The organism is Microcoleus sp. ARI1-B5 (assembly GCF_036705795.1).
In the GTDB taxonomy this organism is placed as follows: domain Bacteria; phylum Cyanobacteriota; class Cyanobacteriia; order Cyanobacteriales; family Microcoleaceae; genus Microcoleus.
In genome coordinates this window covers 55,633-70,091 of record NZ_JAUBVK010000003.1, presented here as the reverse complement: position 1 = coordinate 70,091, position 14,459 = coordinate 55,633, and the positions used below count along the sequence as shown (strand labels likewise).

Here is a 14,459-nt window from a genome sequence, read left to right as displayed (position 1 = left end):
AATTAGGCAGAAACCGGGTTTTTTCCGACAATATACGCCGAAGTCTTAAATCTGTTAAAAACCAGGTTTTTTTAGCATGATATCGCCTCTCTACAAATCGGGAGCGCACACCGCCCCTAAAGCTTTAAGCGTCGCTTTCTCAGCATCCGTCAAACCCGTAACGCCCGTGATATTCATGTCCTCATAAGGTCTTTTAGACCTCAGCGTTTTTAAGCACTCACCAGTCTCAACTTGCCAAATCTTAATCGTGCTATCCATACTGCAACTAACAAGAATTTCCCCATCCGAACTGAAGGCGATCGAATTTACCTGACTGGTGTGACCTTCCAAAATTTTCCGACATTTACCCAGACCGACCTCCCACAGCCCCACCGTTTGATTAGAAATAATCGCCAGCAGCTTACCCTTAGGACTGAAGGCAACTGCACGGATCAAATGGCTTTGCTGTGGCAAAATATTTAAACATTGACCGCTTTTGATATTCCACAACCTCACTGTTTGGTCGTAACTTCCGCTGGCAAGCAATTCACCGTCCGGACTGAAAGCAATGGAACGCACCCAATTAGTATGACCAGGCAAAGTATTGAGGCATTGACCGCTTTTGAGATCCCATAATCTTACAGCTTTATCATAACTCCCAGTAGCTATAATTTGACCGTCTGGAATAAACGCAACAGACATTACTGCTTTGGTATGTTGCAAAGTATTGAGACATTCACCGCTTTTAATGTCCCACAACCGCACTGTTTTGTCGTCGCTACTGGTAGCAAGAGTTTTTCCATCCGGAGTGAAAGCAACTGAACGTATGCGATCGCTATGCCCTTGCAAAATATTGAGGCATTCACCGCTTTCGATATCCCACAGCCTCACCGTTTTGTCATAACTCCCGGTAGCCATTATCTTTTCGGAGGAACTGAAAGCAACTGACCGTATCTGATTGCTGTGCCCCTGCAAGACTTTCAAACACTCTCCACTGCTAATATCCCACAACCTCACTGTTTGGTCGTAATTACCGCTAGCGATCAGAGTATTCTGTTCAGAACAGAAAGCAACTGAGTAAATCCAATCAGTATAACCTTGCAAAGTATTGAGGCATTCACCCTTGCAGGTATCCCACAGCCGAAGCGTTCCGTCATCGCTACCACTTGCGAGTATTTTCCCAGCAGGACTAAAGACAACTGACAGCACCTTGTCGGTATGTCCCTGCAAAACTTGCAAACATTCGCCCGTCATAATATCCCACAGCCTGACTGTTTTGTCATTGCTTCCAGTAGCAATAATTTCACTGCTCGGACTAAAGGAAATTGAGTTAATTGTAAAAATATGACCCTCCAAAATTCGCAAGCATTCACCTGTGGATATATTCCATAGTTTCACCGTATTGTCATCACCCCCACTGGCAAGGATTTGACCGCCAGGACTGAAAGCAACTGACCGTACTAAACCTTTAATTCCCGGCAAGATTTGCAAGCATTCACCAGTACGGACATCCCACAGCCTAACTGTTTTATCGCCGCTTCCACTGGCAAGCTTTTCACCGTCGGGACTGAAAGTAACTGATTTTACTAAACTCGTATGCCCCCGCAAAATTTGGAAGCATTCACGCTTGCAGATATCCCACAGCCTAACTGTTTTGTCAAAACTCCCACTCGCCAACATATCGCCAGAAGAATTGAAGCTAACTGAAAAAACTGTTTCGCTATGTCCCTGAAATACTTGCAAACATTCGCAGGTGCGAATATCCCACAACCTTACTGTACAGTCGTAACTGCCACTAACTAGCATCTCGCCAGAAGGACTAAAAGCAACCGAAGTTACCCGATTTTTATGACCTTTACAGGTCAAAATTTCTCTCCCACTATCAGCTTCCCACAAGCGAATCATGCCATTACTGTCACCCGTCGCCAAAAAATTTCCGTCATGACTAAATGCAATTGATATAACGTTACCCAAGTCTTTAGCAAAAACAGAATTAGCAAGATTTGCATTAGTAAAATTTGCATGACACAGTTTGGCATTAGTAAAATCAGCACCCAAAATCACAGAATGGGAAAAATTTTTCCCTGCCATTACAGATTTATCAACCTTAACCAATACCGTTGCGGCATTCCCACCGATATAACCAATTTCTGCCTCGCTTTTACCTTTCGTAGCTGCCAAAATTTCCAATAATCGAGACTTGACCTCACCAACAAACTCGGTTTTTGAAAGCATCGGCACCAGCAAATCCATCACCGCTTTCGTCAAAGGTTCCCGCCCAAAACTGTTGCGAATGCGCGCTAAACTTTCACCAACAAAACCCTTCAAAGCAGGAATCGGCACAAGATCGCCTGCATTGTCCACCTGACGGCGAAAATACCCCGACCAAGTATAATCCACAGACTCAACAGAACTATCCAAATACAATTGTGCCTGGGACAACTCCGTAAAATCAGCAGGCAAAACCCCCAACTCCGCCGCCAACTTATACGCTACAAAAAACTCCAAAAGCGATCGATGTGCCGGAGAATAATCGCCCTCAGCATTGCGAATCAGCATCGTTTGACCCATCATATCGTAATGCCAGTGGTCTAAATCCTTTTCTGCTTGCACCACAGCCCCAAACAAGCGGCGAATCCTGTCGGGAAACAGCCGATAATTCAAACTCATCTGGTCATTTGATAGCATTTCCCAGGACAGTTCGCACAGGAAAAATAGTTTGTCAGCCAGCGATGTAAACGTCCTTTCTGCCTTAATATCCCGTTCCATTTTCCGGCGCACCGCATACAGATACACCCGCGACATATCTACGGGTTTACCTGCTTGAATATCCGGCAATGATTCTAATATTAATTCCGCCATCACCGGTCTGCGTGCCAAATCCAACAACTGCGGATTGTTCATCACCTGTGCCACAGTTTCGGCATGGGCTTGGTGAGACAATACCTGACGGATTTGGTAGTCGTTAAATGCTGCCAATTCCAATACTTCAAACTGCGGCGTTTCTCCGCTGAGATTGGCAGTCGATGCTTTTAATTCCGCATTCAATAAAGCGCGTCCTTCCTTGGCTTCGGGAAAGTGTTCTGTCCGACAGGTTAAGATTACTTTGGCACCGGGGGCAATCACTTTTGCTAGTTCCCAGAAGTTGTTAATCATTTGTTGCCGATCGCACTTCGCGGCCATTTCATCAAATCCGTCAAAAATCAACAGCAACTTACCCATTCGATTCAGTTGGTCGAACACCTCACTATTCAGACGAATATTGTGCTGAGTAAAAAAGAAACCCGCCAAAACATTCTCCACGTTGAGCGCCTTCGCATAGTCGCGCAAAGTGATAATCAAAGGCAACCGAGGCCGTTGAGTTCCTCTATCCTTTGCCAGTTGATATTCCTGCAAAGCCGTCCAAGCGTAGTGAAAAGCAAACCAAGTTTTTCCCGTCCCGAATTCGCCCAAAACAGAAATATGTTCCTTCGCCGGGTCATCCATCCACAAGTCGATATAACCGTCAATCCAGCCATCTTCTTCGCCGTAATAACTAGCATCAATTTGTCGCTTGTTAACCGAGTCTAACTCGGCTTTCGTGCAACCGAGAGGCACGTATTTGCCATCGATTTTCCGGCGCTTAACTTCGTTTTCCAACCATTGGATATAACTGCTAAAATCAGCATCAACATCAATAAGTTCATCAAAAGTATAACAATCGAGATGCCGGTTTTCCGGTTTGTCAACCTCATTTCGGGCTGCTTTGGCAATCCGCCGCGCCGTCACCAGCCAACCTTCATCGGTTTTTTGCGCTGCTACCGACTGTCGCAGCGCAGCTACATCTTGAATTCCCGCTTCTCCCGCCATGCCGCGTATCAAAATGCGATCGAATCTGCCCCGCCTCACCGGAATTTGAATAATCCATTCAAAATAGTTATCTTCCCAAACTTGATACGGCTCAAAATCGTAGCCCAATATTTCAAACCAGCCGCGCATTTGCTGCGCCAAGGCAAATCCTTGGGATTTGGCCGCAGTTTCTGTTGCTGCTGGTAAAGCCGGATTATTTTCAACGGCCAATCGCGCCATTTCGGTGCGAATTCCTTCTAAAGTTGGCAGTCGATCGAGCCTTTCTTGAACTGCTATAATTTGTTTGTGTACTGAATCAATCTGATGGTTGGTAAAAGCTTCTTTGGGATTGCGGGTGCGCTTGGTGACGGCGATGAAGACTGCGGAAAAAGCAGCAAATTCGCGCCGAATGTCAATACCTAAAGCTTTTATTTCATCTCCCAAAACATAGGTATCGAGAAAATCTTCTCCTTGTGTGAGAAAAATAGCAGGAGAATTGCGATCGAATGCTTGGCGAAAAGCTTGTTTAATTTCTTCTTCCCGGAATAGTTGTAAAATTGGCTTGGGTTTGCCGACGCCGTATTCTACTAATGTGTAGGCGTAAACGCTGCTGAAGTCGGGTAGCGGGTGTTCGGGGTCGAGGTTGAAATTTTTGAGTAATTTGATGACAAATTCGCTGCGATCGAGCTTATCTTTAATTAATGGGTTGGCGATGCTGGTAATTGCGCCGATAATTGCGTCGAGATTTGGTATAATCATGCTGGGATTTTGAGGTGGTTGGTGGGGAAAAAAGGAAATGCGATCGCACCCGACAGGCTTTTTTTATAGTATTGGGTAAGGACGCGGCTTGGCGCGCTTTCCCGCAGTCCGGCAGGGGTTTAAACCCCTGGCGGATTTCAGCAATTGCCAATATATTTAACATCCGTATCCTCGCATTAGTTTCGGGAAATCTTGTTTCAGCGAAGGGCGATAGACCTGACATCATGCACCAATGTCACTTGGGGGTTTTTCGTGGGGTGGGGGCGGGTTTATTTCAATTGTTGGAACTCATTAAAGATGGTTGGCTCACGGGCCCCTACAGATTTTTGATAAAGGAAATATTGAGGGTATTCATAAATTTGAATCCTTGACTTGCAAGCTTCTATTTATTGATTTTATCACAGCCAAGGTCGATCGCACTTTCTGTCCAAAGCGCGATCGCCCTTGAATGTAGCTTTTACCAAATCTTTAACCACAAGATTAGTCCTGCGTCTTCAGCAAAACCTCGCTATGGCCAGCGCAGCCGTCCTGGATACGTTCGACATGATTGGAAAAGCTGTTGACCGGCAACTCCGAGGGCAGATACCACTGCATGTCGTCTGCTTCTTCCGTGGTGCGCAGGCTACCTCCGACGACTTCACAGCGGAATGTAAACACCAAGTCCGATCGCGATGGTACAGCGTAAATGCCGTTAGCGAAGCCCTCGCAGAGGATCGCACCTATAACCTTGACCAGCAAACCAACCTCCTCTTCTACCTCGCGGACAACAGCAGCCCACGGAGTTTCGGCCGCCTCAACCCTACCCCCAGGCAAGTTCCAAGCATCCCTGTCGGTGCGGTGGCACAGCAGTACCTTGCCGCCGTTGTCAATAATCGCAAAAGCACCAATGGTGTGCATGGTTTACAAGCCTAACTTTTCTGATGAGTAGCGATGAAATTTTCAGTGAAGTGCGATCGACTGCGAGGGCTTTGCTAACGCACTTCACTGCTTTATATCCTGTTTTCCCTCGGTTTGCTGCTGTTGACGGTCTTCCAGTGCTTTGTCGATCGCCTTGCTAACAATCCATGAAACAGAACGTTCTTCAGAAGTCGCCCATTCCTCAAGAGCCTCCTTTTTTTCCTTTGTTACATACACAGCTATCAACTCAAGCTTACGCTTCCCGCCCATTAGGTTTTTCTCTTTTAAATTGACTCACATTTTAGCTTCGATTCAATCTTTAACTAACTCACAGAGGGTTAATCGCTGTTAGATTCATTCTTTCACCTCCGGTGTAGATGCTTGTTGCTGTTCTTGACTTTGATACTCTTTAACAGCTTTTTCAATCAGCTTCCCAGCCAACCAAGACACGGATCGCTCGTCTTTCTCGGCCCATTCCTCTAATGCTTTGGCTATTTCAGGATTGACGTAAGTTGTTACTCGTGTAAGATTTTTTGCTGCCACGCTTGTGTTTTTTCCATAACTACTTTAGATAACATTCTACTTTTTGACGTTACCTATTGACATGGTGTTACAAAGAATGGTACTTTTTTACTTAGTAATAAAGAGTGTTACTCTATTCCGACAAAAGCCAAACCCCCGCCGCACTAGACTGCAATCAACACGCGGCAGGGGTTTGGACTCCCACATTCAGGAGATAACCCTATTAGGAGATAACTCTATGATACCAACTCCCAAGTCCGTTCCCGAACTGCTCCGCGAAGAAATTCCCGACGCGCCCGCCGACAAAAAACCCGTCCGCTTGCTGCTGTGCGGCACTCCCAAAGGCGTTAACTGGATTATCGACATCCTGCACATCTTGGGTTTTGCCAAGATTGATGAGTGGAGTCCGCCTCTCCCATCGCCGATTAGCGGTGAAATTATGCGGATTTTGACCCGCTATTTTGCTGAGTAGACGCTGAGGTCGATCGCACTTTTTCGAGATTTTGTTGATATTTTGTCGGTAAGTGCGATCGGCTGTTGGACTTTTTAAGTTAGTTGAGAAAGACAGGCAATTATAATGTAGAGTAACTGCACCAAATTATGACCTTATCAGAATGACGATACAAACCCGTACACGAGTACCTCACGGTAGCCCCCTATTTCCCCATCGCCCTCGTCTTTCCCTAGAAGAGACTGGAACAGTTGGGAAAATATGATTCAAGGTTATTTTTGCAATATACGAAAAGAGTAAAAGAGAAAATGATATGAAAGAATTAAAAAAATTAGAAGTAGATGGACTTAAGAATATGGGGGCAGTTTGGACTCAAGTGAAGCTGACCAATGCAGTTGATGATGAGTTAGTGCGTCGAGGTTTGCTTGCACCTCGCCTATTGCGCGAGATTGAAGCAGAAGGTTTGGTAGATACAGGTGCAGTTAATCTGGTAATTCCAGCAGAGATTGCACAGCCATTAGGTTTGCGAATTCTCGGACAGCAACTTGTTAAATATGCGGACAGTCGTCAGGAAACTGTCGGAGTAACTGGCCCTCTGATCGTTGAGTGTGAGGGGCGCAAGACTATTGATGAGGCATTGGTAACTGGTGATGAGGTATTGATTGGTCAGGTTATTTTGGAGAAATTAGATTTGCTTGTGGATTGTAGGAATCAGCGGTTAATGCCGAATCCGGCTAACCCTGATTATCCTGTTACTTATATTAGGTGAAAGGCGATCGCTCTTCTATTTTCGAGGAAGAAAGAGGGGCGATCGCGCTTAACGCAAGCGGTAAGGTGCGTCGCTTCGAGTCACTCAAATAGTGGCGAAAATTGCGGTAGCGACGCACCCTACTATTTCTATTATATCAAATCCGGTTGCATCCCAATTGCATGGGCGGGGCGGGTTTATATAATTTGTCGATACTTATCAAATATCTCGGCAAAATGGCCCCTACAAAGCTTCTTATGATACAATTACGAATCAAACGGATATGATATTATGTCGCAATCCGCCCTTAAAAAAAATCCCTACAAAATCGAACTCAACACCACCTCATTAGCAGCAATCCAATCATAAATATCCTGCAAAGCCGCCTCCGGCCCAATGACAGGCTGCCATCCTGTTTTCTCCATCACCCTAGAAGAGTCAGTAATAAAAATCGGAATATCCCCCGCCCGTTCCTCCAAAACAGGATGAATCGGAATCGATTTACCCGCAATCTTGCGGCACAAACCAGTTGCTTCAACCAAAGAAAGACTGTTGCTCGCACCGCCGCCTACATTAAAAACTTCGCCGTCAAATTCAGCAAAATCTTCTAACTGATAATTAACTAACCTCAACAAATCTTCAACGTGCAGCAAATCCCTAACTTGCTTCCCGCTACCCCCAAAACCGATATAACTCAGCGACTTTTGAAAATAGTGAGCCGCCACCCACAAACCGTAAACTCCCTGATCGACTTTACCCATTTGCCAAGCACCGGTAATTAACCCGCAGCGGTTAATAATTGCCGGCACGTTGTATGCTTCTCTGTATTCCTCAATCAGCAATTCCGACGCTAATTTAGTTGCTCCGTAAAGCGAACGGTGTCCTTTTAATGGGAAGTCTTCTGATATGCCTAACTCGGATATACCGGGTAATGTTTGCTGCTTGGCGATCGCAAATCTATCATCCAACTCCAACAGCTTAACAGATTTCACGCTCGCGATCGGATAAACCCGACTCGTAGACAAAAACAGCAAACTCGCACCAGTCTGTCTCGCCAACTCCAAAACATTCACAGTACCCAGCAAATTCGTCTGCAAAACGTACTGAGGCGAACTAAAACCCGCCAGCACAGAAGGCTCCGCAGCACAATCGATAATGCAGTCGGCATTGAGCGCAACTGGATCTAAATCTGCCGCTGTGCGAATATCCCCGTAAACAAACTGAATCCCGCAACTTTTAAGCCGAGGCAAATTCAATTCCGAACCCCGGCGGCGCAGGTTATCCAAACAAATTATTTGCCATTCCGGGTGCAATTTCTTCAGGCCAATTGCCAAACAACTGCCGATGAAACCCGCACCGCCCACAATTAAAATTCTCTCAGGCATTGACTCAACTTTCTTAGAGGATTAATTACTGCTGTTAAATTATTGAACAATGGGTGTTGAGGTATACCTCGCATTAAAACTGAATCATCTTTTCAATGAATTTTGACAACTATTCTGGTTCAATGCCCAAAGCCCGCAACTGATTCGCTAATCGCTCAGCCCGCTCCTGTGCTTGCAGTGCAGCTTCCTCTGGTGTAGCAACTAACTCACCATCTGGGGTAAAATAACGCAATTTCCCATCGTGAATTCCCAGATATAATTTTAGTACCTCACTCCACAATCTACCAAATTCATTGGGGAGAATAGCTTGATATTCTTGACCGATTAAACGAAAACCAGCCAATTCAAAATCTTCGGGATCGAACCAAAAGTATTCCGGCGTTCTAAACCGATTTTGATATAATATCTTTTTTTCGTTGCGATCGACTCTGGCGGTAGAACTAGATAGCAATTCGATAATTATATCGGGGTATCTTCCATCTTCTTCCCAAATTACCCAGGAACGACGCGGACGTTTTTCTGTGTTTGTTATCACAAAAAAATCCGGGCCGCGAAAATCTCGATTTCGCAATTGTTGCTGGCTGTAGTAAACCGTCAGGTTGGCTCCAACAAAAAAGTCGTTGCGCTCGCGCCATTGCCATTCCAAACAGGCAACTAATAATGCTAGTTGAATATAATGTAGGGAACTTTCCAGTTCTGGCTCATCACTTTCAAGTTGACTGGCATCTGGCATCAATCTTGCCAGTTCTTGGGCTGTAAAAACCATGACTTAATCCTCCCAATTTAGTATATTTTTTCAACCAAATTTCCCCATAGCCTCCTAAGTTAAATTTTACCGCGCGATCGCACTTTTGAGCCATTTGACCATTTTTTCGTAACCATTCCGCAGGTTGCGCCCATTACCTAAGTTGCAGTCCCGATTTTGGTACGCAGTAGTATCGGCATCAAAGTATCAATAGCTGCGGTACCAAAATCATCAGTCATCATTCTTTCGCAGTCAAAACTTCAGTCCTTGACTTTGGCAACAAATCTAATTTCAACTCATTCATCTTTTTAGTTCGGTGGTAGTCGCCGCGAGAGAGATGTTTTTCGAGCCAGACATACAAGACAATAAACAAATATCGGCTGCCCATCTCTTTGATTTTTAGCTTAGAAATACCAGCAGTCCGATTGTACCACCTCAGAGGAATCACCGTATAGGAAAAACCCCGGACAATTGCTTTTAAAGGCAGTTCCACAGTCAAATTAAAATGATGGCTCAAAATCGGCTGTATGCCTTCAATTACTTCTCTGCGGTAAATTTTAAAAGCATTGGTGACATCGCTGTAGCGCAAGCCGAAAATACTTTTGACAAACCAGTTTGCTAAGCGGTTAATTGCTAACTTGTGAATTGGATAATCAACGACAAAGCCGCCTTTGATAAATCGGGAACCGAAAACGCAGTCATATCCTTCTTGCAATTTGCGGTATCCTGCTACCAAATCTACGGGATCGTCGGAAGCATCCGCCATCACAATTGCCGCAGCATCGCCGTCAAATTCTGCCAAACCCCGGCGCACGGCAAATCCGAAACCGTTGGGAGGTTGATTGTTGATGTATCTAACTGTGGGGAAAGTTTCTGACAATTCCTGGCAAATGTCAATAGTTTTATCAGTGCTATTGTCATTCACAATCAAAATTTCGTGCGGAATGCCTTCTAAATCGAGCGTCTGGGCGATCGCCCGCACAGTACCGTACAAACAGCCCTCCTCATTGTGGGCTGGTATAATCACCGAAATTTTCACTCATCATCCTCCGCGCAACTGGACAAACTGGTTGTCAACAGGATTATACACCCAAGCTTTGATTTCAGTTTGGCCGATCGGCAAATCACTACCCGACACATCAACCGCCCACCTCGCATTGTTGTACAACTGGGATTTCAAAGTCTTAGCAATATCGGGGCTGTCCAAATTGACATAAGCGTTAGCAAAAAAAGATTGTTTGTCACCGACAGATAGCAGTACAATATGCGGCTGTTGCAAATTTTCTGGCAAAACCGCCCAACCAGCAGCTTTCAATAATTTAGAGCTAGTTGGAGGTTTGTCTAAATAGCCGTAAACTCGATCTGGATTAGAAATAAACGTTACATTTTTCGCCAACTTTCGCCAACCAATTTTATCGAGAATAGCAGCACCATCTCTCACCAACCAAGTTTTTTTGCTCAGCACCCTCAAACAGCTTTCTGGCGAATTAGTGAAAAAATCCGACGGTTCCAGATAGTTAATTAACTGCAAACAATCTCGAGCGCCTTGTTTGTAAATAAGTGCAGAGCTTGTTTGGGCGATACCCTGCTGATAGTTAACAATAATTATACCAATTAATAGCCCTGCAAATACCCGATATACCCAATTGTAATTCCGCTTTAACTGTACTTGTATTTCTCGGGCAAACAATTGCCATAGTTGAACTATAGCAATTAACAGCAAAATCGAATTAGTAGTATATCTCGAAGATTCGATCGCCTGAATCGCCCCAAATTCAGCCCTACCAGCCGTAATAAACAAAGCCGACAAAACTGAAAACAAACCTATTGACAGCCAAGGCAAAGCCTGAAATCGCCATCCCAAATGACTTGTGGGATGGGCATCTTGCCCGTCCCCACCCCATCCCAAATTAGTTAATAGAATCTTCTTCCCAAAATGCCATACAAAAAATACAAAACTAGCGAATATTACCAATCCTACAAATGCAGAAATTCCAGGTAATCTAACAATTGGCGAACCCAGCAAACTCAAAAAGTAATCGATCGCCACAAGCGGCTTGCTCAACAATGAAATAATACTTGTTTTCCGGCTCGGATGATAATCAATTGAGTAAATAGCACAAGTTGCCACAAACAGCAACATCCAGGCGATCGCTCTTTTGCGTTTTTGCGCCGCATTTCCCTGCAAAGCCGCCACAGCCGGAACCGCAGCCAACCAAGACAGCAAGCCTTGAGCCAGCGAAAAACTAGCAATAAAGCAGAATACAGCCGCCATAAAAATTCTAAAATTAGGCAATAATTTGTGAGTTGAAACCAGCGCATAAACCGCAGCCACAAAACACAAATTTACGAAAAACCATGCTAACTGAAATCCCCAAAGCCAGTTTTCATGCTGAACTAGGGAGAAAATCAAAATACAAGTTAAAATATTAGCTAAATGCCACAAATCATCCCCAACATTCTTAACTTGCATTGAGGATAACTTGTACAGGGCGATAAAAGTTATCCCAGCCAAAACTATACTGAGACACAACTGATAATTAATATTCCATCGGGAAGCAAAAGCCAGCACCGCAATAATTATTTTCGGGAAAACTATGCGGTGGTTGCTGTGCAAAGCCCAAAAATCGTTAAAAGTTACATTTCCCTGAGCTATTTTCTCAAAAAGGCTGGCTAACCTCCACTCGTCATCAACGGGAACGTTAACGCTAAAAGTGGCTACAAATCCGATTAACAGGACAACAGGAATCAGATATAGAGTAAATAATATAATTTTTTTCATGAAAGTGCGATCGCACCGAGTGCCACCACCATTTTATATCAAGCCGGCTTAAATACTCCCTACTCTGAGACTCAAGAAACCGGGTTTTTATTGAAAGAAATTGACGGTTTGGGGCGCGTATCTTGGTGAAAAACCCGGTTTCTCGCGATCCCTACTCTGAGACTCAAGAAACCGGGTTTTTATTGAAATTGACGGTTTGGGGCGCGTATCTTGGTGAAAAACCCGGTTTCTCGCGATCCCTACTCTGAGACTCAAGAAACCGGGTTTTTATTGAAATTGACCGTTTGGGCCGCGTCTCTGGGTAAAAAACCCGGTTTCTGGATACCCCTAAATCATTACTTAACAGTCTTGAACGTATCCAGTTTGCCAGTAAATCGGTTGATAAACATCTGCAAAACAGTTCGCTTGCCGATATTGATATTAGAACTTACGGCCATTCCCGACTGCAAGTTAACCTCCAGTTGATTTGGCTTGCCCTTGTTCAAAACAAACTTTTGATTCTTGAGCTTAATTTTGGTTTTGAAAGCGTAATATTTCCGCAGTTCCGTAGGAGGCTCAGCATCGCTGCTAATCTCTTTCACTTCACCCTCAGCAGTACCAAACTCCAAGGCCGGGAAAGCTTCAACATTTAGCTCCACAGGCACGCATTCGTAGTGCGTCAAACCCAATTTCTCTCTATTAACTTCCTTCTCAGGACACACACAGCTTTTGCCTTTTTCGCAGTCAATCTTTTCTCCATCTAATTGTTTGCCGTGATATTGTTCCAACTTCTCCCGCTTCCGCTTCATGCCATCCAACACGAGAGCCACGTTGCTGTTTTCCAGGTAAACAACTGCTTGCAAGCCGTTTTCGTCGTCCAAAACCTTGAGCAGCTTCTCAGTTTGCTGCGCTTCGTAATAAGCTTCTTCGCAGCGTTTGGGGCGCGGTTCCCCAGGCTTCACCACCGAATTAATAATGGATTGGCATATCGGATCTTTCGCTAGATCCAACTTCGCATTCTCCTTCTTAGAAGGTTTCAAATCGAAGATCACCCCGGATACCGGAGCCTTCATAATTTGAGTATCGCGGACTTGCTGCGCTTTTTCTAGCTGAGCGTTTACCTCGGACAGCTTTTTCAGGTTTTCCACTTTCAAGCGGCTGAGCTGAGAATCGCTGCTGGCAATTTGTTTCTGGTTTTCAGCAATTTTTGTATAAAGTTCTTTTGCCCAGGAATCCTTGGTGTTTTTCAACTGTTCTTCGGCGCGGGCGATCGACTCTTGAATGCGCGCTTGCTCTCCTTGCTGGCGCTGTACTTCAGCGGTAATTTTTTGGATGTCACCTTGACGCGCGTTAATTTCGCCTCGGCGCGTATTTATCTCACCTCGGCGCGTGTTAATTTCGCCTTTGCGGGCGTTGATTTCGCCTTCGCGCTGCTTGATTTGATCTTGCTGTTTGAGAACGTCGCCTTGGCCTCTGAACACATCTTGTTCCTGCTTTTCTCTTTGCAGTTCGGCGATCGCTCCTTGCTCCACCAGCGGGGCGAGTCTGCCCAAAATGCCTTGATTTGACTTCAATACTTGTTGGGATTTGGCTAACTGTTCTTCGGCCAAGTCTTTCTGAGCTAGAGCTGATTTGACTTGCTCTTGGGAAGATGCTAACTGCTGCTGAGAGTAATTTAATTGGTTCTGAGCAAAACCTAATTGTTGCTGTGCTACGATCATTTGATCGCCGGCGGCTTTCTCAGCATTTTCAGCTTGCTTGAGTTGTTTGTCCAACTCCTGAACTTGCCCTTGGGCGGCGGCTACGCGAGACAGATATTCCGATCGATAATTAACATACAGTCCTTGCTGGGCTGCATCAAAATTTCCGCTGGCTCCCCGGTTGAGGTACAGCTCGTCAATCAAAGCTTGCAGCACTTGATTTTGTGCAGCCAGGCTCTGTCTGTCCTTGATTGTGGATTCTAGGTTAGAAGGAATAGGGCCTTGAACTTTGCCACTAACAACCTCTTCGTAAAATTTATTTTCCTTTTCCAGGGCCTCTTTAGTTTTCTTAATCGATGTTAAATCGGCACTGGGTGCGAGGGGGTTGAAAGTCAGCAGGGGCTGGTTTTTTTCCACGCGATCGCCATTTTCAACGTGAAGTCTCACCACAGCGCCCGTAGCAGGCGCTTGGATGTCTCTAGCACCATCTTTGAGTTCCAATTGGCCGACAGCGGGGACAGCTTGCTCTACGCTAGCAAAATAAGCCCAAACTACGGCAGAAGTGGTCATCAGCATGATCATCCACAAAAACAAGCGCGACCAAATCGCTGGTTTTTCGAGAATCACTGGTTGCTCAGAAAGGATTACCGATTTCATAGCCATTTGTTAGTTTTCTGTTGTTAA

General features: G+C 45.0%; 11 protein-coding genes. 2 read left to right on the top strand and 9 right to left on the bottom strand.

Annotated elements, in window-relative coordinates; translation table 11 throughout:
* Positions 1-90: 90 nt before the first annotated feature.
* From QUB63_RS05535 to QUB63_RS05520, 4 genes are all read right to left on the bottom strand, one after another.
* A complete protein-coding gene (locus QUB63_RS05535) occupies positions 91-4,566 on the bottom strand; it encodes an NACHT domain-containing protein (RefSeq protein ID WP_332943808.1) in 4,476 nt (1,491 codons plus the stop codon).
* Between the two features lie 480 nt (positions 4,567-5,046).
* A complete protein-coding gene (locus tag QUB63_RS05530) occupies positions 5,047-5,463 on the bottom strand; it encodes an NUDIX hydrolase (protein WP_332943807.1) in 417 nt (138 codons plus the stop codon).
* Positions 5,464-5,547: 84 nt separating this feature from the next.
* Positions 5,548-5,733, bottom strand: coding sequence for a ribbon-helix-helix domain-containing protein (locus QUB63_RS05525; protein WP_332943806.1), 186 nt, complete (start codon positions 5,731-5,733; stop codon positions 5,548-5,550).
* Between the two features lie 84 nt (positions 5,734-5,817).
* Positions 5,818-6,006, bottom strand: a complete 189-nt coding sequence (locus tag QUB63_RS05520) for a ribbon-helix-helix domain-containing protein (RefSeq protein ID WP_332943805.1) — start codon at positions 6,004-6,006, stop codon at positions 5,818-5,820.
* Between the two features lie 217 nt (positions 6,007-6,223).
* On the opposite strand from QUB63_RS05520, the gene QUB63_RS05515 reads away from it, so the two are divergent.
* Together QUB63_RS05515 and QUB63_RS05510 are read left to right on the top strand one after the other, a co-directional pair.
* Positions 6,224-6,457, top strand: coding sequence for a hypothetical protein (locus tag QUB63_RS05515; protein WP_332943804.1), 234 nt, complete (start codon positions 6,224-6,226; stop codon positions 6,455-6,457).
* A 292-nt stretch (positions 6,458-6,749) separates the two neighbouring features.
* Entirely contained in the window at positions 6,750-7,205 is a 456-nt protein-coding gene (locus tag QUB63_RS05510) for a clan AA aspartic protease (protein ID WP_332943803.1), read from the top strand.
* Between the two features lie 299 nt (positions 7,206-7,504).
* Here QUB63_RS05510 and QUB63_RS05505 read toward each other — a convergent pair whose 3' ends face one another.
* The 5 genes from QUB63_RS05505 to QUB63_RS05485 all read right to left on the bottom strand — a co-directional run bounded on the left by QUB63_RS05505 (position 7,505) and on the right by QUB63_RS05485 (position 14,438).
* On the bottom strand, positions 7,505-8,569 hold the full coding sequence (locus QUB63_RS05505) for an NAD-dependent epimerase/dehydratase family protein (protein ID WP_332943802.1): 1,065 nt from the start codon (positions 8,567-8,569) through the stop codon (positions 7,505-7,507).
* 109 nt (positions 8,570-8,678) lie between these two features.
* Positions 8,679-9,335 carry a Uma2 family endonuclease gene (locus QUB63_RS05500; protein WP_332943801.1) on the bottom strand — a complete coding sequence of 219 codons (657 nt, stop codon included), beginning with the start codon at positions 9,333-9,335 and terminating at the stop codon, positions 8,679-8,681.
* Positions 9,336-9,552: 217 nt separating this feature from the next.
* Positions 9,553-10,353, bottom strand: coding sequence for a glycosyltransferase family 2 protein (locus QUB63_RS05495; RefSeq protein WP_332943800.1), 801 nt, complete (start codon positions 10,351-10,353; stop codon positions 9,553-9,555).
* A 3-nt stretch (positions 10,354-10,356) separates the two neighbouring features.
* Entirely contained in the window at positions 10,357-12,096 is a 1,740-nt protein-coding gene (locus tag QUB63_RS05490) for a hypothetical protein (protein ID WP_332943799.1), read from the bottom strand.
* Between the two features lie 335 nt (positions 12,097-12,431).
* Entirely contained in the window at positions 12,432-14,438 is a 2,007-nt protein-coding gene (locus QUB63_RS05485) for a chromosome partitioning protein ParA (RefSeq protein WP_442921870.1), read from the bottom strand.
* Positions 14,439-14,459: the final 21 nt, after the last annotated feature.